The 25417-nt window shown below is 56.2% G+C and carries 20 protein-coding genes and 1 pseudogene; 13 read left to right on the plus strand and 8 right to left on the minus strand.

All coding sequences use genetic code 11. The features are described 5' to 3' along the window. The first annotated feature begins 132 nt into the window (after positions 1–132). Positions 133–2193 (plus strand): polyphosphate kinase 1, encoded by a 2061-nt coding sequence (gene ppk1, locus L384_RS00560; RefSeq protein WP_022651559.1) that lies wholly within the window; start codon positions 133–135, stop codon positions 2191–2193. A 3-nt stretch (positions 2194–2196) separates the two neighbouring features. Next, positions 2197–3735, plus strand: coding sequence for an exopolyphosphatase (ppx, locus tag L384_RS00555; protein ID WP_003860570.1), 1539 nt, complete (start codon positions 2197–2199; stop codon positions 3733–3735). Between the two features lie 4 nt (positions 3736–3739). Here ppx and L384_RS00550 read toward each other — a convergent pair whose 3' ends face one another. After that, positions 3740–5980 (minus strand): EAL domain-containing protein, encoded by a 2241-nt coding sequence (locus L384_RS00550; RefSeq protein ID WP_023314636.1) that lies wholly within the window; start codon positions 5978–5980, stop codon positions 3740–3742. 368 nt (positions 5981–6348) lie between these two features. On the opposite strand from L384_RS00550, the gene L384_RS22250 reads away from it, so the two are divergent. Further along, positions 6349–6519, plus strand: coding sequence for a YfgG family protein (locus L384_RS22250; RefSeq protein WP_017383512.1), 171 nt, complete (start codon positions 6349–6351; stop codon positions 6517–6519). Here the strand turns inward: L384_RS22250 and L384_RS00540 are convergent. Further along, positions 6516–7406 carry a LysR family transcriptional regulator gene (locus tag L384_RS00540; protein ID WP_023325037.1) on the minus strand — a complete coding sequence of 297 codons (891 nt, stop codon included), beginning with the start codon at positions 7404–7406 and terminating at the stop codon, positions 6516–6518. The two genes, L384_RS22250 and L384_RS00540, sit on opposite strands and share 4 nt — an antisense overlap. Before the next feature lie 97 nt (positions 7407–7503). On the opposite strand from L384_RS00540, the pseudogene L384_RS00535 reads away from it, so the two are divergent. The 3 genes and pseudogenes from L384_RS00535 to L384_RS00525 all read left to right on the plus strand — a co-directional run bounded on the left by L384_RS00535 (position 7504) and on the right by L384_RS00525 (position 10009). After that, a pseudogene (locus tag L384_RS00535) lies at positions 7504–8733 on the plus strand (MFS transporter). Between the two features lie 51 nt (positions 8734–8784). Continuing rightward, positions 8785–9252 (plus strand): DUF6130 family protein, encoded by a 468-nt coding sequence (locus L384_RS00530; RefSeq protein WP_003860582.1) that lies wholly within the window; start codon positions 8785–8787, stop codon positions 9250–9252. 10 nt (positions 9253–9262) lie between these two features. After that, positions 9263–10009 (plus strand): alpha/beta fold hydrolase, encoded by a 747-nt coding sequence (locus tag L384_RS00525; RefSeq protein ID WP_023325040.1) that lies wholly within the window; start codon positions 9263–9265, stop codon positions 10007–10009. Positions 10010–10139: 130 nt separating this feature from the next. On the opposite strand, the gene L384_RS00520 is transcribed toward L384_RS00525, so the two are convergent. After that, the gene (locus L384_RS00520; protein ID WP_023325041.1) at positions 10140–10976 is read right to left on the minus strand and encodes a MipA/OmpV family protein; all 837 of its coding nucleotides are present in this window, start codon (positions 10974–10976) and stop codon (positions 10140–10142) included. 203 nt (positions 10977–11179) lie between these two features. On the opposite strand from L384_RS00520, the gene L384_RS00515 reads away from it, so the two are divergent. The 3 genes from L384_RS00515 (at position 11180) to L384_RS00505 (ending at position 13892) form a co-directional block, all read left to right on the plus strand. Then, positions 11180–11857: a response regulator gene (locus L384_RS00515; RefSeq protein ID WP_017383516.1), complete on the plus strand. Its 678-nt coding sequence runs from the start codon at positions 11180–11182 to the stop codon at positions 11855–11857. Further along, positions 11857–13245, plus strand: coding sequence for a sensor histidine kinase (locus tag L384_RS00510; RefSeq protein ID WP_023325042.1), 1389 nt, complete (start codon positions 11857–11859; stop codon positions 13243–13245). The genes L384_RS00515 and L384_RS00510 overlap by 1 nt, the downstream gene beginning before the upstream one ends. A gap of 167 nt (positions 13246–13412) precedes the next feature. Next, positions 13413–13892, plus strand: a complete 480-nt coding sequence (locus tag L384_RS00505) for an RrF2 family transcriptional regulator (protein WP_023325043.1) — start codon at positions 13413–13415, stop codon at positions 13890–13892. A gap of 66 nt (positions 13893–13958) precedes the next feature. Here L384_RS00505 and oqxB read toward each other — a convergent pair whose 3' ends face one another. Beyond that, positions 13959–17111, minus strand: a complete 3153-nt coding sequence (gene oqxB, locus L384_RS00500; protein WP_023325044.1) for a multidrug efflux RND transporter permease subunit OqxB — start codon at positions 17109–17111, stop codon at positions 13959–13961. A gap of 23 nt (positions 17112–17134) precedes the next feature. After that, a complete protein-coding gene (locus tag L384_RS00495) occupies positions 17135–18310 on the minus strand; it encodes an efflux RND transporter periplasmic adaptor subunit (protein WP_003860596.1) in 1176 nt (391 codons plus the stop codon). A gap of 338 nt (positions 18311–18648) precedes the next feature. Here L384_RS00495 and L384_RS00490 point away from each other — a divergent pair, with 338 nt between their 5' ends. Beyond that, positions 18649–19002 carry a helix-turn-helix domain-containing protein gene (locus L384_RS00490; protein ID WP_022651570.1) on the plus strand — a complete coding sequence of 118 codons (354 nt, stop codon included), beginning with the start codon at positions 18649–18651 and terminating at the stop codon, positions 19000–19002. A 102-nt stretch (positions 19003–19104) separates the two neighbouring features. Here L384_RS00490 and guaA read toward each other — a convergent pair whose 3' ends face one another. Further along, positions 19105–20682, minus strand: coding sequence for a glutamine-hydrolyzing GMP synthase (guaA, locus tag L384_RS00485; protein ID WP_003860599.1), 1578 nt, complete (start codon positions 20680–20682; stop codon positions 19105–19107). 67 nt (positions 20683–20749) lie between these two features. Then, the gene (gene guaB, locus L384_RS00480) at positions 20750–22216 is read right to left on the minus strand and encodes an IMP dehydrogenase (RefSeq protein ID WP_003860601.1); all 1467 of its coding nucleotides are present in this window, start codon (positions 22214–22216) and stop codon (positions 20750–20752) included. 159 nt (positions 22217–22375) lie between these two features. On the opposite strand from guaB, the gene xseA reads away from it, so the two are divergent. Genes xseA through L384_RS00465 form a run of 3 tightly spaced genes read left to right on the plus strand, consistent with a single transcriptional unit; the run spans position 22376 to position 25177 of the window. Then, on the plus strand, positions 22376–23749 hold the full coding sequence (gene xseA, locus L384_RS00475) for an exodeoxyribonuclease VII large subunit (RefSeq protein WP_023325045.1): 1374 nt from the start codon (positions 22376–22378) through the stop codon (positions 23747–23749). A 58-nt stretch (positions 23750–23807) separates the two neighbouring features. Further along, positions 23808–24827, plus strand: coding sequence for a M4 family metallopeptidase (locus L384_RS00470; protein WP_023325046.1), 1020 nt, complete (start codon positions 23808–23810; stop codon positions 24825–24827). Then, positions 24827–25177, plus strand: a complete 351-nt coding sequence (locus tag L384_RS00465; protein WP_003860606.1) for a protealysin inhibitor emfourin — start codon at positions 24827–24829, stop codon at positions 25175–25177. Before L384_RS00470 ends, L384_RS00465 begins: the two co-directional genes overlap by 1 nt. Here the strand turns inward: L384_RS00465 and L384_RS00460 are convergent. Further along, on the minus strand, positions 25174–25395 hold the full coding sequence (locus tag L384_RS00460; protein ID WP_003860607.1) for a zinc ribbon domain-containing protein: 222 nt from the start codon (positions 25393–25395) through the stop codon (positions 25174–25176). The genes L384_RS00465 and L384_RS00460 overlap by 4 nt on opposite strands. Between the last annotated feature and the right edge of the window lie 22 nt (positions 25396–25417).

Consider the following 25417-nt stretch of genomic DNA (forward strand, 5'->3'; position numbering starts at 1 on the left):
CTCTAAATTCCCCAATAAAAAAATAACTGTCATACTTTTCTGGCACTGTTGGACATATCGTGGAAATGCTCGCCATAATAAGGACGAGACGGATTTACCACGTCCTGTGATTGAACTGGAGTGTGAGCTGTAATGGGTCAGGAAAAGTTATACATCGAGAAAGAGCTAAGCTGGTTAGCATTCAACGAACGTGTTCTTCAGGAAGCGGCCGATAAAACCAACCCGCTGATTGAACGTATGCGTTTTTTAGGCATCTATTCCAACAATCTGGATGAGTTCTACAAGGTTCGCTTCGCCGAACTGAAACGCCGAATCATCATCAGCGAAGAACAGGGCTTAAACTCCCACTCGCGACATCTGCTTGGAAAAATCCAGTCTCGCGTCATGAAAGCCGATCAGGAATTTGATGGCCTCTATAACGAGCTGCTGCTGGAAATGGCACGCAACCAAATCTTCCTGATCAACGAACGCCAGCTCTCCGCGAATCAGCAAAACTGGCTGCGCCACTATTTTAAACATTATCTGCGCCAGCATATCACCCCGATTCTGATCAACCGTGAAACCGATCTGGTGCAGTTCCTGAAAGATGACTACACCTATCTGGCGGTAGAAATCATTCGTGGTGAGACCATTAACTACGCGCTGCTGGAAATACCGTCTGATAAAGTCCCACGCTTTGTAAACCTGCCGCCGGAAACCCCGCGCCGACGTAAACCGATGATCCTGCTGGATAACATCCTGCGCTACTGCCTGGACGATATCTTCAAAGGCTTCTTCGATTACGACGCGCTCAACGCCTACTCTATGAAGATGACCCGTGACGCCGAGTACGATCTGGTGCATGAGATGGAAGCCAGCCTGATGGAGCTGATGTCTTCCAGCCTCAAGCAGCGCCTGACGGCGGAGCCGGTGCGGTTTGTCTATCAGCGTGATATGCCGGACGCAATGGTGGAGATGCTGCGCGATAAGCTGACCATCTCCCGCTACGACTCCATTATTCCCGGCGGGCGTTACCACAACTTTAAAGATTTCATTGGCTTCCCGAACGTCGGCAAAGCCAATCTGGTGAACAAACCGCTGCCGCGCCTGCGCCATATCTGGTTCGATAAGTTCCGCAACGGGTTCGACGCCATCCGCGAACGGGATGTACTGCTCTACTATCCGTATCATACCTTTGAGCACGTGCTGGAATTGCTGCGTCAGGCCTCATTCGATCCGAACGTGCTGGCGATTAAAATCAATATTTATCGCGTGGCGAAAGATTCCCGCATCATCGATGCGATGATCCACGCGGCGCACAACGGCAAGAAAGTGACCGTGGTAGTTGAGCTCCAGGCTCGCTTCGACGAAGAGGCCAACATCCACTGGGCGCGCCGACTGACGGAAGCGGGCGTGCACGTCATCTTCTCCGCGCCGGGGCTGAAAATTCACGCCAAGCTGTTCCTGATCTCCCGTAAAGAGGGTGACGACGTGGTGCGCTACGCCCATATCGGTACCGGGAACTTTAACGAGAAAACCGCGAGAATCTACACCGACTATTCGCTGCTGACTGCCGATGCCCGCATCACCAACGAAGTGCGTCGGGTGTTCAACTTCATTGAGAACCCGTACCGCCCGGTGAGCTTCGATTATCTGCTGGTGTCACCGCAGAACTCACGGCGCCTGCTGTACGATATGATCGACAAAGAGATTGCCAATGCGCAGAACGGCTTGTCGTCCGGCATCACGCTGAAGCTTAACAATCTGGTGGACAAAGGGCTGGTGGACCGCCTGTACGCGGCCTCCAGCTCTGGCGTTCCGGTAAATCTGCTCATTCGCGGCATGTGCTCGCTCATTCCGGAACTGGAAGGCATTAGCGATAACATCCGCGTGATCAGCATTGTGGATCGCTATCTTGAACACGATCGCGTCTATATTTTCGATAACGCCGGTGATAAGCGCGTATACCTCTCGTCCGCCGACTGGATGACGCGTAACATTGATTACCGTATTGAAGTGGCGGCACCGCTGCTGGATCCTCGCCTGAAGCAGCGTATCCTGGACATTATCGAGATCCTGTTCAGCGATACGGTGAAAGCACGTTATATCGACAAAGAACTCAGTAATCGCTATGTACCGCGCGGCAATCGCCGTAAAGTGCGCTCGCAGCTGGCGATTTACGATTACATTAAATCACTTGAGCAACCCGATTAACCTATGCCAATAAACGATAATACCCCACGCCCGCAGGAGTTCGCTGCGGTCGATCTTGGCTCAAACAGTTTCCATATGGTCATCGCCCGCGAGGTGGATGGCGCGATGCAGATCATCGGTCGTCTGAAGCAGCGTGTGCATCTGGCCGATGGTCTCGACGCACGTAACATGCTGAGCGAAGAGGCTATGGAGCGCGGGCTGAACTGCCTGTCGCTGTTCGCAGAACGTCTGCAAGGCTTTTCACCGTCCAGCGTCTGCATCGTTGGAACGCATACGCTACGACAGGCGCTGAACGCGCCGGAATTTCTTAAGCGCGCGGAAAAGGTTATCCCCTACCCGATTGAGATCATCTCCGGTAACGAAGAAGCGCGCCTGATTTTTATGGGCGTGGAGCATACGCAGCCGGAAAAAGGCCGCAAGCTGGTGATTGATATCGGCGGTGGCTCCACGGAACTGGTGATTGGCGAAGACTTCGAGCCGCGTCTGGTGGAAAGCCGCCGTATGGGCTGCGTCAGCTTCGCGCAGATGTATTTCCCGGGCGGCGTCATCACCCGCGAAAACTTCCAGCGCGCGCGCATGGCCGCCGTACAAAAACTGGAAAATCTGGCCTGGCAATACCGTATTCAGGGCTGGAACGTGGCGCTGGGCGCATCAGGGTCGATTAAAGCGGCCCATGAAGTGCTGCTGGCGATGGGTGAAAAAGACGGGTTTATTACGCCTGAGCGCCTGGTGAAACTCACCGAAGAGGTGCTTAAGCATAAGAGCTTCGACGCCCTGAGTTTGCCGGGTCTGTCCGACGAACGTAAAGCCGTGTTCGTACCGGGGCTGGCGATCCTCTGCGGCGTGTTTGACGCGCTGGCGATCAAAGAGCTGCGTCTCTCTGACGGCGCCCTGCGTGAAGGCGTGCTGTATGAGATGGAAGGACGTTTCCGTCATCAGGATATTCGCAGCCGTACCGCGCAGAGCCTGGCCAACCAGTACAACATCGACCGTGAACAGGCGAAGCGCGTTCTCGAAACCACGGTGCAGATGTACGAGCAGTGGGAGGAGCAAAATCCTAAGCTGGCGCATCCGCAGCTGGCCGCACTGTTAAAATGGGCCGCCATGCTGCACGAGGTGGGGCTGAACATTAACCACAGCGGAATGCATCGCCATTCAGCCTATATTCTGCAAAACAGCGATCTGCCTGGCTTCAACCAGGAGCAGCAAACCATGATGGCGACGCTGGTCCGCTATCACCGCAAAGCCATCAAGCTCGACGATCTGCCGCGCTTTACGTTGTTTAAGAAAAAGCAGTTCCTGCCGCTCATTCAGCTGTTGCGCCTGGGCGTATTGCTCAATAATCAGCGACAGGCGACCACCACGCCGCCGACGCTGAAGCTAAAAACGGATGACTATCACTGGACGCTGAGCTTCCCGCACGACTGGTTCAGCCAGAACGCGCTGGTACTGCTGGATCTGGAAAAAGAGCAGCAGTACTGGGAAGCGGTCACCGGCTGGCTGTTGAAGATTGAAGAAGAGAGTTCTGAGGCGGCAGCGTAACGGCTCAGGCGCTCTCCTGAGAAGGCTCCGTGTCGAGCAACGTATCAAGCTCAGCCGGCAACCCAATCAAATAACCCTGCACATAATCGATACCTAGCGCGTGCACCGCGCTACGTATCTCTTCTGTTTCCACATATTCCGCCACCACCAGCATTTTCTTCATCCGGGCCAGATGGCAAATAGAAGCCACAATCTGGTAATCCAGGCTGTTGCTGACAATATTGCGAATAAAACCGCCGTCGATTTTGAGGATGTCGGCGTCCACGCTTTTTAACCGCGCATAGCTGGCGTAGCCGGTGCCAAAATCATCAATGGCGATCCGGATGCCCATTTTTTGTAATTTCCTGAGGGTAGACGCCGCCAGATCCGCATGACCAAAGGCGCTGCTTTCGGTCACTTCAAAGATCAACTGCCATGCTTCAACGGCGTATTTGGCTAACAGGCGGCTCACTTCAAGCGGGAACTGCGCCCGGTAGACGGTAGAAGGTGCGAGGTTGATCGCAAAGCGCTGGCCCGGCAACCGCTGGCGGTGCTGTGCCAGGAAACTCAACGTACGCTCCAGTACCCATAAATCGACACGCGACGATAAACCAAACTCCTGTGCTATGGGCAGGAACTGTTCGGGAAAGATCAGCGCCCCATTATCATCACGCATTCGCAGCAGCACCTCGTGATAACAATCGCCGCGCAGCCCGCGAACGGGTTGAACCAGCAGGGTAAAAGCGTCCTGCTCCAGCGCGGCCTGTAAACGGCTCATCATCGCGACCTTATCTTTCAGGCTACGCTGCAAGTGAACAGCCCCGCGCTGCTGAAGATTTTCCGGGTGGTTGGTAGAAAGGGAGAGATCGGCCACGATGCCCAGCTCCCCCAGCACCAGATAGAGGTGATTGACGGGTGAGCGCACATAGCAATAGCTTATGCCGACCTGAGGCTGTACCGGCATACCATCCCAGACAAAAACGAACTGCTTGATATGCTCGTCCAGCGTCTCAATGCGCTGTTGATGCGACTCCGCATCCAGACGCACCGCCATGTCATACCCGGTGAGGTGATAGACTCGCTCATTGGGCTGTAGAGTGCCGTTTATCCATTGCGCCAGCTGCTGTTTATACTGGATCCGCAGCATCACGCCGTAATTGCGTCCCAGTACCTCCAGCTCGGGCACGCGCAGTAAACAGAGCGCTGACCACGGATGACTGGCCAGCTCGCGCGACAGCGCCCGCAGGTTGGGCATATGCACCACCGGATCGAGAAAAGCCTGACTGCGGGAGCGAATATTGATGGCGCGCTGGCGTGTCGCCAGCATCGACATGTACGTCACAACGAAGGAAAAGACCAGATAGCTGGATGAGGTGATCGCCAGCTGAATGCCATACCCCTCTTGCACCGGAATGTAGTGATAAAAAAAGTGAATCGACACCAGCAGGACCGGCGTCCAGATGAGTGACATCAGCTTGTAGCCAAAGCGCATCGCCCCCCAGAGCATCACGGGCATCAGCAGGGACAAGGTGTAGTTGGTACTGAAAATGGAACTGTTTGCATTCATGGGCAGCAGCAGCATGACCAGCAACCCGCCCAGGGCTAAAAACCACACCACAAACTCAACGGCCGTCACCTTTTTGTCTATTTGCGCGCGGAGCTGGGACATCAGTCCCTTGATATAGCGCGGATGCCGTATCAGGCGGATCAGCAGGTAGCTTAGCGGCACGCCCGTCAGCCCGCTCACCAGTAGCCCCTGATAGTTAATAAGTGTCCGAATATTGAGGGGATTTAGTCCCGCGAGGCTCTGGCGGCTCTCATAAATGCCGAGATAAACCGCAAACTGAAACAGCACCAGAAAAAGCGTTGCCGGACAAAATACCTGCCAGAAAATACGCTGCCCCATCAGGCGTATGTCACCGTAAGCGGTCATATTACGCCGGGGCGCAAATACGCGATAACCGCCCCAGCTGAGCACCAGAGGAACGATAAAATGCAGAATGCCAGCCACGGTTTCAAATAACCCAACGGAGGGGTAATAACGTAAAAATAGCGATACCACCACCCCGGGGAGGGCTTCCAGGCCAAAGAACAACATCAGCGCCAGCAGAAAAGAGAGCGGGAGATAATAGAGCGCAACGATACCGTCGCCCAGCTGCGTTAAGGTATTAGCCACACTTAGTACCGGGAGTAACACGACGGGTAAAATAAGAGGAAGTGCCCACCAGCGGTCTTTATTTTGCTTCAGGATGTGGTGAATATTCATAGATGCTCGTTTACAACCCTTGCGCTCCAGAGGGTAAAGGAAGACAGGCATCCAACCTGACGTACACGTTGCCCGGAAAATTCCTGGCAAGCACAGTGGAGGAGGGATTTTAAATATCAACGACGGGATGCGGTTGACCTAAATCAAATTAATTTATCTGAATAAACCTTTCTTACGTTTTTTTTGAATATTTTTCCTGTAATTATCAATGCGATAAATAAAAGCGTTGTTTTTAATAACATAAATTAATGTAAGCATTGACGGTATTTTACATTTCGCCGAATTGACCCAGACTTGCGGCTGTGCCTTAATAGCCGTATCGCCCAAAAGGGTATACTCAGGAAAAGAAAGTGAGTCAGGCTACGCGTATGCGAAAACGACATCGATTTAACACCCGGATGACCCGCATCATACTGCTCATCAGTTTCCTGTTTTTCTTTGGCCGCTTTGTTTATTCCTCCATTGGCGCCTGGTATCACCATCAGGACAAAATTCAGTCGCAGCAATCAGGCCTCGTTGTGGATTCGCCCGAGCGCTAACGTCCATGTTCACGCTGTAACAGCCGAATAATTACCGTCATCCCTTTGCTGAGGATCTTATCCTGACGCATCACTATCGCCAGTTGCCGGCGCAGAACGGGCGTTAACGATTGAACGCGTAATCCCTCCCGGTCGTCGGCATGCTCCACCGCCATTCGCGGCACAATACTGTAGCCCAGCCCTGCACGTACCATGCGTTTGATGGCCTCAATACTGCCAAGCTGCATAACCGGTGAGACGGCTAGTCCGCGGGCTTCAAACCAGCCGTCAATCAACGTTCGCGTACCGCTGCCCGACTCAAACGCAATGAGCGGCTGAGCGTATAAAGAGTCTGGCGTAAACTGCTCCCCTTCTTCCGGCTGAACCTGCGCGCCAATCCAGACAAACTCTTCCTCCATCGCGTGCATAATCGCCAACGTACGACCGCTCGCCGGTAGCGTGACCAGCCCCATATCCAGCCGATTCTCCTCAATCGCCCTGACGATATCTGGCGTATTTCCCGTCGTCACTCCGATCCGTAACAGGGGATACTCCTCACGAAGCTGCTGCAACAGCGCTGGAAGCAGATGAATACAGGCCGTCGCGCCCGTGCCAAGCGTGATGGTGCCGCTCACTTCCTGATTGAATGCGCTAACCGAACGAATTGTCTCCTCAACCGCCAGTTCAAGACGTTCACCGTGCACCCGTAGCGCCTCACCGGCAGCAGTGGCTTTGATTCCACGCCCCGTACGTTCGATCAGCCGCGTCTGAAGAAACTGCTCCAGCTGGCGTATTTGCAGGCTGACGACGGGCTGGGAAATACCCATTACATCTGCTGCCGCAGAAAAGCTGCCGCGTTGAACGACCAGACGAAAAGTGGCGAGGTGTCCCAGATTGAGCGTCGTCATGCAAAGTTTCTCTTATAGGGTGAATAAGGATACGGCTCTGCCAGCACAATACCGCGCCCTGTATGCTCGGGACAACTGCCTAACGGAATGAAAAATAATGGAAACACCTGCACTCCCTCGCCGTCTTGCGCTCACTGCGGGATGTAATCAACTCATTAACTGGGGGATCTCCTTTTACATGCCGGGAACCTTTGCTCATGCCATTACAGCAGACCGAAGCTGGTCGTCCCCCGAAATCTATCTCGGCCTGACGCTGGCCATGCTGGTTATGGCTATTGTCTCGCCGTTTGTCGCTCCTCTGCTGGCGCGTTTTGGTGGATAAAGGGTGGTAATGAGCGGGACCTTGCTGATCGCCGTAAGCTGTCTGTCAATGGCCTTTACGCCCACACTTTCAGGCTGGTATGGCGCCTGGTTGCTGACCGGCATCGGGATGCGCCTGTCGCTGTATGATGCGCTTTTCTCCGCTCTTGTGGACCTATACGGACCGCAGGCACGCAGGACAATCTCTCGTGTCACCCTGGCGGGCGGGCTGGCGTCCGCTGTCTTTTGGCCGCTGGGAGACGCCTTACTGAACGTGATGGGTTGGCAGGATGCGCTGAAGATCTACGCCCTGTTCGGTCTGCTCAGTGCCCTGCTTCTTCGGCGCTTCCCGCGCCAGCGCTTTACGGTCAAGCCCAAAGCATGTACGCAGGTTTCCCCTCATGACAGGCGTAACGGCTGGCTTTATGCAACCTTCATTGCTCTCATCACCTTCGTCTCTAACGGCACCTCTACCCACCTTCCCGAATTTATCGCCAGCTTCGGCCTGCCGGTCGCCGTCGGCATGCTGTGGGGAATGGGGCAGACCGGTGCACGCCTTATGGAGGTGCTGGCAGGGGCGCGCCTCACTCCGCTAAAACTGACGCTTTTCACTGCGCTCGCCATGCCGCTTTGTTTTCTCATCGGACTGAGCAGCGACATGCTGGCCTGGTGTGCCGCCGGATTTGTGTTCGGCTTTGGTGCCATTAACGGGCTGGTGACTATCGTCAAAGCGACGCTACCCCTGGAACTGTTTAGTACAGAGCGCTATGCCAGCCGCACGGGGCTGCTGCTTATTCCAGGCCAACTGATGGCAGCCGCCTCTCCGTTTGCGTATGCGTGGCTGAATAAGTCGCTGGGTATAACAGGCGGAATGTGGGTTTCCGCAGGACTGACGCTGGTCATTGCGGGGTTCGCAGTGGCGCTCGTGCGCAGCCCAGGCAAACAAACTGTATCGCACTGTATCCCGAGCGCTACGCTGACAAACCGGTACAAAACGCCCGCAGAAGCAAACATCCCCGATACATAAAAATGGTCTTCTGTATCCCTCGCCATAATAAACTGATGAGGAGAGACACAGATGATTCGTCGATATTTCCTGCTTCCTGTATTTGCGCTGACGTCCTTTGCTGGCGCACTGGCCGCACCGTTAGATGGCCTGAGCGCTGCTGATGTTAATGGCCCGGCCGCCGTAGCGCCGCAGGAAAAACCCCAGCCGCCAGCAAAACTGATCGTCGACCCACCGCTGGCGGGACCGCTGAGTAAAGGTGCAGTCTTTATTCAGTACCGCGTCGAAAACCTGCGCATTGAACCTGTATTTGGACCCGACGCGCTGAAAGTCACTCCGCGTATCGGCCATATTCACGTTGTGGTGGATGACGCGCCCTGGCACTGGGCTGATACCAGCGGCGAGCCGGTGATCCTGGTCGGGCTGCCCGCCGGGAAACACAAGGTAACCATCATCGTTGCCGACCCGACGCATAAGCCCATCGACCATAAAACCGTTGAATTCACCGTGCCGCCACACGCCGCGGTTCACCACTTTTAAGGAGCCTGTTATGAAAGCATTGTCTGTATTAACAGCGGCGCTGCTGGCGGTTTCCACCAGCGCGCTGGCAGAGACGAAAGCCAGCGTGGTGCTGGTGCACGGGGCGTTTGCCGACGGCAGCAGCTGGAATAAGGTGATTACCCGGCTGCAAAAACACCATACCGAGGTCATTGCGGTACAACTTCCGCTCACGTCTCTGAAAGATGATGTCGCCGCCACGCAGCGTGCTATCGCCCGGGCTCATGGCGACGTTGTGCTGGTCGGGCACTCCTGGGGCGGGTCGGTAATCAGCGAAGCGGGCAATAATGCGCGGGTGAAGTCTCTGGTTTACGTTGCCGCTTTTGCGCCGGATTCCGGCCAGTCGACCGCAGATCTGGCAGACAGTTATCCTGCTCCGCCAGGGAGCGCCAGCCTCGCTAAAACGTCAGAGGGGTATTTATATCTGCCGACAAAAGCGGTCAGCGAGAATTTTGCCCCTGACGTGAAGGACGTTGAGCGCAGCGTGATTGCCGCGACGCAAAGCCCTATTAAGGCCGATGCGTTTGGGGAGAAAGTCGCGCATGCCGCCTGGCATGACAAACCGAGCTGGTATGTGATCAGCAAAAATGACCGGATGATCAATCCTGAGCTTGAGCGCGCAATGGCGAAGAAAATCAACGCCAACACCACGGAGGTAGCGGCAAGCCATGTATCGATGGTCAGCCAGCCGGACGTCGTTACCCGTACGATTGAACAGGCGTTATCGGGTCAACAGTGATAAAAAAGCCCGCATGATGAACGGTCCGACTTCGGGCCACGCCATCCTGCGGGCTTTATGCACTTCTGGCTCCTGCAACGGGGTTATGTGCGGTTTTGTCACAAACGCGCCTTCCCCCCACTCTTAACCATCAGAAGCTGTACGTCACCTTCAAACTTCCCACAGGAGACGTTTTTCGCTGAACAATTGGGCTATCGCCTGCCTCTCCCGTCAGCTGCGTAACGCCAGCTGCGGCAAGCAGGCTCCAGCGGGAGGTGAGCTTATGAGTCCAGTCCAGGTTCAGCGAATACGCATATAGTCCCGATCCGGCATCGTGTCGGGCAAAACCCGATGCGGCCGACTGGGCGGCATTCACCCCGTAATAGGTTTGCACGTACTTACTGGATCCCCAGCTACCGGTCAGCGCCAGCGTTAACGCATTTTTCGGAGATGTATAGAGCGGGCTGGCAATGCCGAAATGCACAGCTTCACCATTGTCTCTCTCAGAAACCGGGACCTCTGCCTGCAACTGCACGGTCAGCCAGTCAGTCACCCTGTATCCCAGCCCTGGCACAACGATAGCTGAGCCTTTAATGTCACCCATTCCTCGCAGGTCGTCGCTGCCGGAGGCGATCGAATCGCTGCTTACGTCGCGATCCTTACGTCCAGCGCGATAGCTCAGCGCTGCGTTGTAGTCCAGGTTACCAAAGCTGTTGCCGTAGCCGATCCCCCGCGTGGTGCTGACAAAAAAACCATTGGCCATCGCGTAATCAACCACCTGAGCCGCAGAGACCCGGCTCTTGTCCGAACCGGAATAGCGTGGCGCAACATCCACGCCGCCTCCCAGGGTTAACACGTTGCCCTGAGGCTGATCTGCCGCCAGGGTCGGGGTAGCCAGTAACGCCAGGACGGCCCCCGGCAAGATGCTTTTCATGCTGCGACCGATGCGTGAACGGGGGAAACTATTACGCAGTGTGATGTTTCTCATTAAAGAAGCCCTTTGGATTCAGATGATTGCGATACAAGCGGTGTTAAACGCCAGAGCGCTCATTCTGAATACTCACCCTAAGGTTCTTATGAGCCGTAAATGAAGAAATGCTGAAGCACGTGAAGGTTCTGTAAACCCTGAAGAATTCCTGTTACCGTTTTTTCTTCAGTTGTTCTTCATGCACTGTTGATACAGTTACCAATGTGAAAATTCTACTAATTGAAGACGACCTGGATCTCGGCAATGGCGTGCGTATCGCCCTTGCAGATCAAGGATTTGATGTCATATGGGTACGCCGCAAAGAGGATGCGCTGCATCAGCTTGGGATCTGCGTGCCGGAACTTATTTTGCTCGACCTGGGGCTGCCCGATGGCGATGGCATGAGCCTGATGACGCGCCTGCGTCAACAGCTTAAGGGCGTCCCCGTCATCATCCTGACGGCGCGAGGCACGCTACAGGACCGCCTGTGCGGGCTGGATGCAGGTGCAGACGATTATCTGGTCAAACCTTTTGTTCTCGCCGAACTGCTGGCGCGCGTGAGAGCCCTTGCGCGGCGCAGTTACGGTTTTGAAAATGAGGCAATAGAAATTCGCGGTTTGTCGCTTCATATTCCGACGCGTCGCGTAACGGTGAGCGCACGCCACGTTGAGCTGACGGCAAGCGAATATGCGCTGCTTGAAACGTTAATGCTGCGCGCCGATCGCGTGCTTACGCGACGGTATCTGGAAGAAAGGATATTTGGCACGAAAGAAAACCTCAGCAACGCGCTTGACGTGCATATGGGTAACCTGCGGCGAAAAATTGGCGATGGCTTTGTGCGAACGGTAAGAGGCGTTGGGTATGTCATTGATACCGTACCCGTTCAGAAGGCGGCAGGTTGATGCGTAATTTTTGGCACCACCTCCGGCTTCCCACGCTGGTCAGGCGAATGCTGGTCGCCCAGATGCTGCTGCTTACGTTGCTCTGGTGTCTCTTTTTAACCTTCATTTTGCTGGAAGACCTGCGTAGCCCTCCCATACTGACGGGCAGTGAGACTTATGAAACCGTTTTTTCCCTGGTGGAGAGTATGGACGATCGTCCGCAGGCGCGTGATGCTGTGCTGGCAGCGTTCAGCAAGGCGCTGCGGGAGGGCTATGGCGGCGGTGAAGACCCGGAGCTGTCCATCAACCTCATTGTTCGCAAGAATAACGAGATTATTTTTTCTTCGGATGGTGCGCCAACGGGGGTAAAAAATAGCCGTCTGAGGGTCATGCAGCATGTCCAGAGTGAGGACCATACATGGACAAGCCGTACCCTCAAATCCGCGCACTCCGACGTGGAGGTCACCCTTTTTACCCCTGCCGGTAGCTGGAATTTCTTTATCTATCTGAACTCGCGCGGCTACTACGTCATGCCGCTGATGATATGCATCCCTTTTCTTCTGTTCCCCGCGTGGCTGTCCATCCGCATCGCGATGCGCCCCTGGAACAAGGTGGTAGATGAAATTTCATTGCGCACGCCGGACGATCTCTCGCCTTTAAAAGCCGTCCCCAGACACAGGGAGCTTCGCCAGACGGTCGACGCGATTAATGACTTTCTGGCCAGGGTGCGGGAAAGCGCCGAAAGGGAAAAAATGTTTATTGCCGATGCCGCTCACGAACTGCGTACGCCTCTGGCCGCGATGCGGATCAACGTCGAGGCATTGCAGTCCTGGGTCATCAGCGAAAGCCAGCAGGAACTGCTTGCGGGCATTGTTCGCAGCAATAGCCGTGCTGCGCGTCTCGTCAATCAGCTTCTGCTGATGATGCACAGCGAAGCACACATCAGCACGGTGATGTCGCCTGTGCCGCTGACAACGCTTATTCAGGAGCGAATGGCTGCCCTGGAACCGCTGGCGTCCGGACGCAGAATTGAGTTTGAATTCTTCGCCGACGATGAAATCCATGTCGCAGGCATTCGGGAACGTCTGGTGTCGCTGATCGACAATTTAATTGAGAATGCCGTGAAGTACAGCCCTGAGGGTGGACGCATTGAGGTACAACTGCAATCGCGTGATAAGTGCGCTCAGCTGCGCGTCTCAGACGCGGGCCCCGGTATCCCGATTGAACTGCGGGAGCGCGTGTTCGACAGATTTTTCCGCGATCCTAATCAGACCCAAAGCGGGAGTGGACTGGGGCTTGCCATCGTCAAAGCCGTTACGCAGCAACACAACGGCAGGGTCAATCTGAGTACGTCAGCCGAAGGTGGTCTTATGGTGACCGTTGATTTCCCGAATCCGGCGTTCGCATGAACGTAAACCCGGCGCTACACGTCCTGACATGTGTCAGCGCAGCGTTACTTCACGTATGCCGCAGATTGCTTCAATAAAATTACCGTATTTGTTATATTGTTACTTACTGATTATTCACCTCTGCGGTGCCAAAAAGAACAAGATTCACCGCAACCCAGGACAGAAAAATGTTAGATTACCGCTTCCCGACAGCTTTGCAGATGGTTCTCAGCGTAGCGATGGCGGAGCAATCGGGTGAACGTTCGACGAGTGCAATCCTGGCTTACGGCCTGGAAGCGAATCCGAGCTTTATCCGCAAATTAATGGTTCCTCTCGCCCGCGACGGCATTATCGTCTCCACGCTTGGCCGCAACGGCTCTATTCATCTTGGCCGCCCGGCTGAAGAGATCACCCTGCGTGATATCTACCTTTCCGTCACTGAAGATAAAAAGCTGTGGGCGTCCCGTCCTGACGTCCCGGCCCGCTGCGTGGTCAGCGCCAACGCCTGCTGGTACTTCAAATCAATCGCTGATGAAGCGGAGCAGGCTTCGTTAGCGGTTTTAGCGCGCCATACCGTCGCCAGCGCGCTGGAAGAGGTGAAAAAAGCCGATACCAGCGGGTGCGATCCGGTGCCGGAACTCTTTACGCAGCATAAAAAAGCGCCTTAATCCTGACAGACTGCGAAAAAAAAGCCGCCTTCATTGTGAAGGTGGCTTTTTGCTATCTGCTACGTCCTACGCAGGCAACACCTCTCTTTCCGCTTTGCCGCGCGTCACGAACTTACGCAGCGTCACGTAAAAGACCGGCGTCAGGAACAGACCAAACAGCGTCACGCCCAGCATCCCGGAAAAGACGGTGATCCCGGTGACGCCGCGCACTTCTGCCCCTGCCCCGTGACCTAGGATCAGTGGAATAGTCCCGGCAATAAAGGCGATAGAAGTCATTACAATCGGGCGTAAACGCAGGCGGCACGCCTCCAGCGCAGCCTCCATGATGCCTTTGCCCTGAATTTCCAGCTCGCGGGCAAACTCCACGATAAGTATCGCGTTTTTACAGGCCAGCCCCATCAGCACAACCAGCCCTACCTGCACGAAGACGTTGTTATCGCCCCCGGTCAGCCAGACGCCGAACAGCGCGGAGAGCATCGTCATCGGCACGATGAGGATCACCGCCAGCGGCAGCGTCCAGCTTTCATACAGCGCCGCCAGCACCAGGAACGCCAGCAGCACTGCGACCGGGAAGACGATCAGCGCCGTGTTGCCCTGGGTGGCCTGCTGGAAGCTCAGGTCCGTCCATTCAATATTCATCCCGTTCGGCAGGATCTGCTTAGACATAGCGTCCAGCTGCGTCATCGCCTGCGCGGAAGAGAGCACGCGCGGGTCGGCATCACCAATCAGATCCGCCGCCGGGTAGCCGTTGTAGCGGATCACCGGATCCGGACCGTAGGTGGTCGTGATGTTCACCATACTGCCAATCGGCACCATTTCGCCCTGGCTGTTGCGGGTACGCAGATTCGCAATATCTTCCACGCTGTCGCGGAACTGCCCGTCGGCCTGCGCCATCACGCGCCAGGTACGCCCGAACTGGTTGAAATCATTGACGTACGACGAGCCCAGATAGGTTTGCAGCGTCCCGAAGAGATCGGTCAGCGACACGCCCTGCGCTTTCGCCTTATCGCGGTCAACCTGGACGTCCAACTGCGGCACGTTAGCCTGGTAGGTTGAGATGGGGAAATGCATCCCCGGCGTCTGCATAATCGCCCCGGACATGGTGTTCACCGCGTTTTGCAGCGCGCCATAGCCCAGACCAGCGCGATCCTGTATGTACAGCGAATAGCCCGACCCCTGACCCAGCCCTAAAATCGGCGGCGGCAGAATCGAGAAGCCAAAGCCCTGCTGGATTTGCGCGATTTTCGCGTTGATCTCCGCGTTAATTTCCGCCGCGGAATGTTTACGCTGGTCGAACGGCTTCAGGCCAAAGAAGACCGTCCCGGTGTTCGGCGTATTGGTGAACTGGAGCGCATTCAGGCCAGGAAACGCGACCGCATAATCCACGCCTTCGGTATTCATCCCGATTTCGCTCATTTTGCGGATCACCGCATCGGTACGCGCCAGCGACGAGCCTTCCGGCATTTTCACGCCGCCAATCAGGTACAGCTTATCCTGCGTCGGAATAAACCCGCCGGGAACGGCTTTAAACATCACCCCCGCAGCGCAAAGCAGCAGCAAATAAACCACAAACACCGCCCCGCGTCGGCCGAGCGTTTTGCTCACCAGCCCCTGATAGCCAGTCGAGCTGCGGTGGAAAAAGCGGTTAAACGGACGGAAAATCCAGCCGAACAGACGAGCGATAAGCCGGGTCGGGAAATCTTTCGGGGCGCCATGCGGCTTCAACAGCAGCGCGGCCAGCGCTGGCGAGAGCGTCAGCGAGTTGATGGCGGAGATCACCGTGGAAATGGCTATCGTTACCGCAAACTGTTTGTAAAACTGACCGGTCACGCCGGAGAGGAACGCCATCGGAACGAATACCGCACAGAGCACCAGCGCAATGGCAATAATCGGCCCGGACACCTCACGCATCGCCTGATGCGCTGCCGCAAGTGGGGCGAGCCCCTCTTCGATATTTCGTTCGACGTTTTCCACCACCACGATGGCATCGTCCACTACGATACCAATCGCCAGCACCAGCCCGAACAGACTCAGGGTATTCAGCGAAAAGCCCAGCAGGTAGAGAATACTGAAGGTACCCACTACCGATACCGGCACCGCAATCAGCGGGATAATCGACGCGCGCCATGTTTGCAGGAACAGGATCACCACCAGCACGACCAGTACCACCGCTTCCAGCAGCGTTTGCACCACCGCACGGATTGAATCACGCACGAAGACCGTCGGATCGTAAGGTGCCGCCCACTTCATGTCTGCCGGGAAGCGCGTGGACAGTTCGTCCATTTTCGCGCGCACCGCGTTAGACAGATCGATGGCGTTCGCCCCCGGCGACTGGAAGATACCAATCCCGACCGCGTCTTTATTGTTCAGCTGGGAACGGAGGGCATAGCTCCCGGAGCCCATTTCAATCCGCGCCACGTCGCGCAGGCGGACGACCGTACCATCCTGCGTTGTTTTCAGGACAATATTGCCAAACTCTTCTTCGGTATGCAGGCGGCCCTGGGCGTTAATGGAGATCAGGAAGTCGCTCTCTTTCGGCAGCGGCTCGGCACCAAGCTGACCGGCGGAGACCTGTACGTTTTGCTCCTGCATCGCCGTGACCACGTCCGAGGCGGTCAGCCCGCGCGCCGCCACTTTATTAGGGTCCAGCCAGACGCGCATCGCGTACTCACCGGAGCCGAAAATCTGGATCTGGCCGACGCCGGGCAGGCGCGCCAGCTCGTCCTTCACCTTCAGCGTGGCGTAGTTACGCATATACAGTGAATCGTACTTACCACCAGGCGAAAACAGATGCACCACCAGCGTCAGCGTTGGCGACTGTTTCTGAGTCGTGATGCCCAAACGCCGCACGTCTTCCGGCAGACGCGCCTCGGCCTGCGCGACGCGGTTTTGCACCTGAACCTGCGCCTGATCCGGATCGGTGCCCGGGCGGAAGGTGACGGTAGTCACCAGCACGCCGTCAGAGCCCGCGACGGATTTCATGTACATCATATTTTCAACGCCGTTAATCGCCTCTTCCAGCGGTGTTGCCACGGTCTCAGCAATCACTTTCGGGTTGGCGCCCGGATACTCGGCGCGCACCTGCACGCTTGGCGGCACGACGTCAGGGTATTCGCTCACCGGCAGCAGCGGGATGGCGATTAATCCTGTGATAAAAATCAGAATCGACAGTACGGCGGCAAAAATCGGCCTGTCGATGAAAAAACGGGAAAAGTCCATGGATTGGATTCTCAGGTAAGGGATCAGTTGAGGGCGGCGCTGGCGGTCATGGCAACGGTTTTTGCATTAACCGGCATACCCGGCATAAACACTTTTTGTAAACCATCGACGATGACTTTATCCCCGGGATTCAGCCCCTGCTGTACGATACGTAAACCGTCGGCCAGACGCCCGGGCGTGATGTCGCGGCGCTGCGCTTTTCCGTCTTTATCCACGATATAGACGTATTTACGATCCTGATCGGTTAGCACCGCCTTATCGTCAACAAGCGTGGCTTTAAATTCCGCACTGCCCGGCAGGCGTACGCGGGCAAACAGTCCCGGCGTGAACTGACGCTGTGAGTTATCCAGCAGCGCGCGCATGCGGATGGTCCCCGTACCCTGCGTAAGCTGGTTATCCAGGAAATCCACTTTGCCCTGATGGGGATAGCCCTCTTCGCCCGTCAGGCCAATCTCCACCGGCAGCGCCGTGTGATTGCTTGACGCCCCCTGCCCGCTGCGGGCCAGTTTCTGATAGTGAAGGTAGGTTGACTCGTCCACGTCGAAGTAGACATAAACCGTCTTCTGCGAGACCAGGGTGGTGAGCACGCTGGCGCTGTCGCCCGCCGTCACCAGGTTACCGCTGGTGATCAGCGCCCGGCTGGCGCGACCGTCGATAGGCGCGGTCACTTTGGTGAAGTCAAGGTTAAGTTGCGCAGCGTCAACCGCCGCCTGCGCGGCGCGAATGTCGGCCTGCGCCTGAACGGCAGCCGAGCGACGCTGCTCCCACTCTTCCCGTGAGACCAGATGGGTATTGATCAACTTATCGGTACGGTTGGCTTCACTTTGCGCGAGGCTGGCCTGCGTTTTGGCCCGCGCCAGGTTCGCCTGCGCCTGTTCCAGCGCGGCGCGATAGGTACGGTCATCAATGGTGAACAGCACCTCGCCCTTCTTCACTTCCTGGCCGTCGGTGTAATTCACTTTCTCAATGTAGCCGGACACGCGCGGACGCAGCTGAACGCTTTCCACCGCTTCAATGCGACCGTTAAAGCTGTCCCACTGGCTAATGGATTTCACCACCACGTCAGCAGCGCTGACAACGGGCGCTTGCGGCGCGGCATTTTGCGCGACGCTGTCATCGCACCCGACGAGAAGCACGGAGAGTAAAACCACCCCCATCGCGCTCAGATGAAAGTTACCCCAGGTTTTTTGCAGGCTCATTATTTTTATTCCGGTTATTGTAGCCGCCGGGCAAGACGCAGCGGGAGACGCCGCGCCACTTCCTTTGTCCGGTAGCTGGCTAAAGGCCATTTGTGTCGTTCATCGCCACAAAACTGTAACAGTTGCGAATACACTATTCGCGGCGATTGTAGGAAGGCGCTTAACTAAGTGCAAGAATAATTGTTGCACTTTATGTGCTATTTGCGGCAAAGGTAAATCACGTGTTTTGAACAGGGATTTAAATGCAACAATAAAACTTGCAATTAATGTAAAAACGGGTCACCTTTAAGTGCAACAAACAAAGATGCTTTTTAATGCTTGGCGTAGGGGGAAGCAAGATGAACACGGGTGCATTCATTCACGATTTACTCGACTGGATCGACAACAACCTCGATAGCCGTCTGGACATTGAAACCGTCTCCAGGCGAGCCGGCTATTCGAAATGGCACCTCCAGCGGCTTTTCAAAGAACATACCGGCTCCCCTCTCGCCGAATATATTCGCGCGCAAAAGCTGCAAAAATCGGTTGAGCGCTTAGCCCACAGCGATGAACCGATTCTGAACGTGGCGATCGCGCTGGGCTTTGACTCTCAGCAGTCCTTCAATCGCAGCTTTAAGCGTCAGTATGGTCAGGCGCCAGGGGCATGGCGACGCAGTATCGGCTGCCGTGGATCCCGGCAGATGAGCCAGTAGCTCACGTCCCGTTCGGATATCAGCTACAAAAGAAAAACCCTCTGTAAACAGAGGGTTTTATCAGTTTTACCTGCTTATAACTTCGCAGGAAAGGTTATGGGCTTACTCCCACTCGATCGTCGCCGGTGGCTTGCCGCTGATGTCATACACGACACGCGATATGCCATTGACTTCATTGATTATTCTGTTAGACACGCGGCCTAAGAAGTCATACGGCAGGTGCGCCCAGTGCGCGGTCATGAAGTCGATGGTTTCCACCGCACGCAGGGAAACAACCCAGTCGTACTTACGGCCATCGCCCATCACGCCGACGGAGCGTACCGGCAGGAACACGGTGAACGCCTGGCTCACTTTGTTGTACAGGTCAGCTTTGTGCAGCTCTTCGATGAAGATCGCGTCCGCGCGACGCAGCAGGTCGCAGTACTCTTTCTTCACTTCGCCCAGCACGCGTACGCCGAGGCCCGGGCCCGGGAATGGGTGACGGTAGAGCATGTCGTACGGCAGCCCCAGCTCCAGACCGATTTTACGCACTTCGTCTTTGAACAGCTCACGCAGCGGTTCCACCAGACCCATCTTCATCTCTTTCGGCAGGCCGCCCACGTTGTGGTGAGATTTGATAACGTGCGCTTTACCGGTTGCGGAGGCCGCAGACTCGATCACGTCAGGGTAGATAGTGCCCTGCGCCAGCCATTTCACGTCTTCCAGCTTCAGCGCTTCTTCGTCGAACACTTCCACGAACACGCGACCGATGATCTTACGTTTCGCTTCCGGATCGTTCTCGCCTTTCAGCGCGTCCAGGAAACGCTGCTCGCCTTCCACGTGAACGATGTTCAGACCGAAGTGGTCGCCAAACATGTCCATAACCTGCTTCGCTTCGTTCAGGCGCAGCAGGCCGTTATCCACGAAGACACAGGTCAGGTTTTTGCCGATGGCGCGGTGCAGCAGCATCGCGGTCACAGAGGAGTCCACGCCACCGGAGAGGCCGAGGATCACTTTGTCATCGCCAACCTGCTGGCGGATACGCTCCACGGCGTCGTCGATGATTTTTGCCGGGGTCCACAGGGCTTCACACTGGCAGATGTCACGCACGAAGCGCTCCAGCATGCGCATACCCTGACGGGTATGGGTCACTTCCGGGTGGAACTGCACGCCGTAGAAACGTTTTTCTTCGTTCGCCATGATGGCGAACGGGCAGCTTTCGGTGCTGGCAACGGTCACGAAGTCGGACGGGATAGCGGTGACTTTGTCGCCGTGGCTCATCCACACGTCCAGCAGCGGCTTGCCGTCTGCGGTCAGGGAGTCTTCGATACCGCGCACCAGCGCGCTGTCGGTGACAACTTCAACCTGTGCGTAGCCGAACTCACGCTCGTTAGAGCCTTCTACGTGGCCGCCCAGCTGCATCGCCATGGTCTGCATACCGTAGCAAACGCCGAACACCGGTACGCCCGCTTCGAACACGTACTGCGGCGCGCGCGGGCTGTTCTCCTCGGTGGTGCTTTCCGGGCCGCCGGACAGGATGATGCCGCTTGGATTGAATTCGCGAATCTGTGCTTCCGTGACATCCCACGCCCACAGCTCACAGTAAACGCCCAGCTCACGCACGCGGCGCGCCACCAGCTGAGTGTACTGAGAACCAAAGTCCAGGATGAGAATGCGATGTTTATGAATGTTTTCCGTCATTGACGCTAATTCCGAGGCAAGTGAAACAAAACAAAGCGCCCGGCATTGAGCCGGGCGCGGAAATTTATCAGGAGCCCAGACGGTAGTTCGGGGACTCTTTGGTGATCGTCACGTCGTGAACGTGGCTCTCCTGGATACCCGCACCGCTGATGCGTACGAATTCCGCTTTGGTACGCAGCAGGTCAATGGTACCACAGCCGGTCAGACCCATACAGGAGCGCAGGCCGCCCATCTGCTGGTGAATGATCTCTTTCAGGCGGCCTTTATACGCCACGCGACCTTCGATACCTTCCGGTACCAGTTTGTCAGCAGCGTTATCGGTCTGGAAGTAACGGTCGGAGGAACCTTTGGACATCGCGCCCAGGGAGCCCATACCGCGGTAGGATTTATAAGAACGCCCCTGGTAGAGTTCGATTTCACCCGGAGATTCTTCGGTACCGGCCAGCATGGAGCCCACCATCACGGCTGCGGCACCTGCGGCGATCGCTTTGGCGATGTCGCCAGAGAAGCGGATACCGCCGTCCGCGATAACCGGAATACCGGTGCCTTCCAGCGCTTCAACCGCGTCAGAAACCGCCGTGATCTGTGGCACGCCTACGCCAGTGACGATACGGGTGGTACAGATAGAGCCAGGGCCGATACCCACTTTCACCGCGCTGCAACCCGCTTCCGCCAGCGCGCGAGCGCCTGCGCCTGTTGCCACGTTACCGCCGATAATCTGGAGATCCGGGTATTTAGCACGGGTTTCACGAATACGTTGCAGAACGCCTTCGGAGTGGCCGTGGGAGGAGTCAATCAGCAGCACGTCAACGCCCGCGGCAACCAGCGCGTCAACGCGCTCTTCGTTACCTGCGCCCGCGCCAACCGCAGCGCCGACGCGCAGACGGCCATGCTCGTCTTTACAGGCGTTCGGTTTACGTTCTGCTTTCTGGAAATCTTTAACGGTGATCATGCCGCGCAGGTGGAAGTTCGCGTCCACAACCAGCGCTTTCTCAACGCGTTTTTCGTGCATTTTCGCCAGCACCACGTCGCGGGTTTCGCCTTCACGCACGGTCACCAGACGCTCTTTTGGCGTCATGTAGACGCTTACAGGCTGGTTCAGGTCAGTCACGAAACGCACGTCACGACCGGTAATGATGCCGACCAGTTCGTTGTCTTCAGTGACTACCGGGTAGCCTGCAAAGCCGTTACGCTCGGTCAGGGCTTTCACTTCGTGCAGCGTGGTGGTTGGCAGAACGGTCTGAGGATCGGACACGATACCGGATTCATGCTTCTTCACGCGGCGAACTTCTTCCGCCTGACGCTCGATAGACATGTTTTTGTGGATAAAGCCAATGCCGCCTTCCTGTGCCAGGGCGATAGCCAGACGCGCTTCAGTCACGGTGTCCATTGCTGCGGAGAGCATAGGAATGTTCAGACGAATGGTTTTCGTCAACTGCGTGCTGAGGTCGGCAGTATTCGGCAGAACGGTGGAGTGAGCGGGAACGAGGAGGACGTCGTCAAACGTCAGTGCTTCTTTAGCAATACGTAGCATGGGCAATATCTCTGACCTGGGTGGTTAAATATTGCCGTGGCATTATACAGAGCGTAACCGATTGCATCCACACTTTTTTGAAAAAAATGCTTGCGCTCACCTCTCAGCAGGTTACTATCGACTGAATAACTTGCTGATTTAGAATTTGATCCCGCTCACATGTTATCCTCTCAATCCCCCTCAATCTATACTGTCAGCCGCCTTAATCAGACGGTGCGTTTGCTTCTTGAGCAGGAAATGGGACAGGTCTGGATCAGCGGTGAAATCTCTAACTTCACGCAGCCTGCTTCCGGCCACTGGTACTTTACGCTGAAAGACGACACCGCTCAGGTGCGCTGCGCGATGTTCCGCAACAGCAACCGTCGCGTGACGTTCCGTCCTCAGCATGGCCAGCAGGTTCTGGTTCGCGCCATCATTACCCTGTATGAGCCGCGCGGCGATTATCAGATTATCGTCGAGAGCATGCAGCCCGCCGGTGAAGGCTTGCTGCAACAGAAGTACGAGCAGCTAAAAGCCATGCTTTCGGCTGAGGGATTGTTCGACCAGCAGTTTAAAAAACCCCTTCCCTCACCAGCCCACTGCGTTGGGGTTATCACGTCGAAAACCGGTGCGGCCCTGCACGATATTTTGCACGTCCTTAAGCGCCGTGACCCTTCCCTGCCCGTCATTATCTACCCGACTGCCGTTCAGGGTGACGATGCGCCGGGGCAGATCGTGCGCGCCATTGAGCTGGCGAATGCGCGTCAGGAGTGTGATGTCCTGATCGTCGGGCGCGGCGGCGGCTCGCTGGAAGACCTGTGGAGCTTTAACGACGAGCGCGTGGCGCGGGCAATCTTTGCCAGCCTTATCCCGGTGGTAAGCGCCGTCGGCCATGAAACGGATGTGACGATAGCGGATTTTGTCGCGGATTTACGCGCGCCCACGCCGTCCGCGGCGGCAGAGGTAGTCAGTCGTAACCAGCAGGAGCTGCTGCGTCAGATCCAGAACGGGCAGCAGCGCCTGGAGATGGCGATGGACTACTTCCTCGCCAACCGTACCCGCCGCTTTACCCAGCTTCACCATCGTCTGCAACAGCAGCATCCGCAATTGCGTCTGGCGCGTCAGCAAACCGTGCTGGAACGTCTGCGTCAGCGGATGAACTTCGCGCTGGATAACCAGCTTAAGCGGGCGGTATCGCGCCAGCAGCGCATGACGCAGCGTCTGAACCAGCAGAATCCACAGCCGAAGGTTTATCGCGCACAAACGCGTATCCAGCAGCTTGAGTATCGCCTCGCGGAAAATATCCGCTCACGCCTGAGCGCCACCCGCGAGCGTTTTGGCAATGCGGTCACCCATCTGGAAGCCGTCAGCCCGCTCTCCACGCTGGCTCGCGGCTATAGTGTGACCACCGCGACGGACGGCAAAGTGCTGAAACAAACGAAACAGGTTAAAGCCGGGGATGTGCTCACCACCCGGCTTTCTGACGGCTGGGTCGAGAGTGAGGTAAAAGAGATCAAACCGGTGAAAAAAACGCGCCAGCGTAAAAGCGGATAAATCTTCGCCGGTTACAAACTATACTGCTGCTATTGCCTTTTTTAATAAGGAGAGCAGCATGCCCCATCTTCATAGCGTCATCCCTCCGTATATTCTTCGTCGTATTATCGAAAGCGGTTCAGAGCCCCAGCAGCGCTGCGCCCGTCAGACATTAACCCATGTGCAAACCCTGATGGCGCATATGCCGGGTAAACCCGCCGCGCCGCATGTGAATAAAGCCGGTCAGCTTGAGCGTGACATCTACGATGCGAAACAGACCCAGGAGCTGCCGGGTAGCCAGGTGCGCTATGAAGGCCAGCCCTCCAACGGCGATGTGGCGGTGGATGAAGCGTACGATTATCTGGGGATCACCCATGATTTCTTCTGGAAGGAGTATCAGCGGGATTCGCTCGATAATAAGGGGCTGATCCTGACCGGCACCGTGCATTACGGCCGTGAGTATCAAAACGCCTTCTGGAACGGCCAGCAGATGGTCTTTGGCGATGGCGACGGGGAAATCTTCAACCGCTTCACCATTGCCATCGACGTGGTGGCGCATGAGCTGAGCCACGGTGTGACGGAGACCGAAGCCGGGCTCATTTACTTTGAACAATCTGGCGCGCTGAACGAGTCGTTATCCGACGTGTTTGGTTCGCTGGTGAAGCAATACTATCTTAAGCAAACCGCCGACCAGGCAGACTGGCTGATTGGCGAAGGGCTGCTGGCAGCGGGGATTAACGGCAAAGGGCTGCGCTCAATGTCTGAACCCGGCACCGCCTACGACGATCCCCTCCTTGGCAAAGACCCGCAGCCCGCGCACATGAAAGATTTTATCAAAACGCGCGAGGATAACGGCGGCGTACACCTTAACTCTGGCATCCCCAACCGGGCGTTTTACCTGGCCGCAACGGCAATCGGTGGCTACGCCTGGGAAAAAGCGGGTTATGCCTGGTACGACACGGTTTGCGATCGCAACCTGGCGCAGGATGCGGATTTTGACGCTTTCGCAAAACTGACGATCGCCCACGGCGAGAAACGCTCCGGTAGCGACGTTGGGGCGGCCATTAAACAAGCCTGGGAACAGGTGGGAGTACTGTAATGCAGGTACCGGAACTGACGGATGACGCCGTGGTTGAGCTGGCCCGGGAAGGCGGCGTCGCCTTTATTCCTAAGCTGAGCGGTCAGCGCACGATCGCCCTCTCCACGCTCAACGAGGCGCAGCGTCAGCGCGTGGTGAATATTCTGGAACAGGCTATCCCGCGCGGACAGCCACCGGGCCAGGCGTCGTCTCCGGGCAGCGGCGATCAGCGCTATTTTCGCATTCAGATAATCTGGACCCGGCACAATCAGGCGCAGTATACCGATATTATTGTGCTGGTTCCGGAGCAGGAAGCGCCGGAATCGCTGATCGAGCTATGGCAAAAAGGAGAAGGCTGCGTGTGCGATTAAGCCCCAGCCCTGACGAACTCGACGCGTTTTTTTGAGATCAGCCCGTGGCCGTTCTGACAGAAGTAATCCACCGCGCCGCAGGCCTTAAGTACCTGAAGCGGCTGATGGCAGTCAGGGCAGCGCGCTTCGAGGGGAATATCTTTATTGCAGCTGTCGCAGTGCGCGATACCGTTTTGCGGCTCGAGCGCTGCGTGGCAATCCGGACAGGTAATCGACATGCTCTCTCCTGTTGAGTTGGGC

This window comes from Enterobacter sp. MGH 38 (genome assembly GCF_000492855.1).
GTDB lineage: Bacteria > Pseudomonadota > Gammaproteobacteria > Enterobacterales > Enterobacteriaceae > Enterobacter > Enterobacter hormaechei_C.

Excerpts from the sequence above, each read along its gene's own strand:
- ppk1 (WP_022651559.1), top strand. The coding sequence starts at position 133 with ATGGGTCAGGAAAAGTTATACATCGAGAAAGAGCTAAGCTGGTTAGCA.
- ppx (WP_003860570.1), top strand. The coding sequence starts at position 2,197 with ATGCCAATAAACGATAATACCCCACGCCCGCAGGAGTTCGCTGCGGTC.
- L384_RS00550 (WP_023314636.1), bottom strand. The coding sequence starts at position 5,980 with ATGAATATTCACCACATCCTGAAGCAAAATAAAGACCGCTGGTGGGCA.
- L384_RS22250 (WP_017383512.1), top strand. The coding sequence starts at position 6,349 with ATGCGAAAACGACATCGATTTAACACCCGGATGACCCGCATCATACTG.
- L384_RS00540 (WP_023325037.1), bottom strand. The coding sequence starts at position 7,406 with ATGACGACGCTCAATCTGGGACACCTCGCCACTTTTCGTCTGGTCGTT.
- L384_RS00530 (WP_003860582.1), top strand. The coding sequence starts at position 8,785 with ATGATTCGTCGATATTTCCTGCTTCCTGTATTTGCGCTGACGTCCTTT.
- L384_RS00525 (WP_023325040.1), top strand. The coding sequence starts at position 9,263 with ATGAAAGCATTGTCTGTATTAACAGCGGCGCTGCTGGCGGTTTCCACC.
- L384_RS00520 (WP_023325041.1), bottom strand. The coding sequence starts at position 10,976 with ATGAGAAACATCACACTGCGTAATAGTTTCCCCCGTTCACGCATCGGT.
- L384_RS00510 (WP_023325042.1), top strand. The coding sequence starts at position 11,857 with ATGCGTAATTTTTGGCACCACCTCCGGCTTCCCACGCTGGTCAGGCGA.
- L384_RS00505 (WP_023325043.1), top strand. The coding sequence starts at position 13,413 with ATGTTAGATTACCGCTTCCCGACAGCTTTGCAGATGGTTCTCAGCGTA.
- oqxB (WP_023325044.1), bottom strand. The coding sequence starts at position 17,111 with ATGGACTTTTCCCGTTTTTTCATCGACAGGCCGATTTTTGCCGCCGTA.
- L384_RS00495 (WP_003860596.1), bottom strand. The coding sequence starts at position 18,310 with ATGAGCCTGCAAAAAACCTGGGGTAACTTTCATCTGAGCGCGATGGGG.
- L384_RS00490 (WP_022651570.1), top strand. The coding sequence starts at position 18,649 with ATGAACACGGGTGCATTCATTCACGATTTACTCGACTGGATCGACAAC.
- guaA (WP_003860599.1), bottom strand. The coding sequence starts at position 20,682 with ATGACGGAAAACATTCATAAACATCGCATTCTCATCCTGGACTTTGGT.
- guaB (WP_003860601.1), bottom strand. The coding sequence starts at position 22,216 with ATGCTACGTATTGCTAAAGAAGCACTGACGTTTGACGACGTCCTCCTC.
- xseA (WP_023325045.1), top strand. The coding sequence starts at position 22,376 with ATGTTATCCTCTCAATCCCCCTCAATCTATACTGTCAGCCGCCTTAAT.
- L384_RS00470 (WP_023325046.1), top strand. The coding sequence starts at position 23,808 with ATGCCCCATCTTCATAGCGTCATCCCTCCGTATATTCTTCGTCGTATT.
- L384_RS00465 (WP_003860606.1), top strand. The coding sequence starts at position 24,827 with ATGCAGGTACCGGAACTGACGGATGACGCCGTGGTTGAGCTGGCCCGG.
- L384_RS00460 (WP_003860607.1), bottom strand. The coding sequence starts at position 25,395 with ATGTCGATTACCTGTCCGGATTGCCACGCAGCGCTCGAGCCGCAAAAC.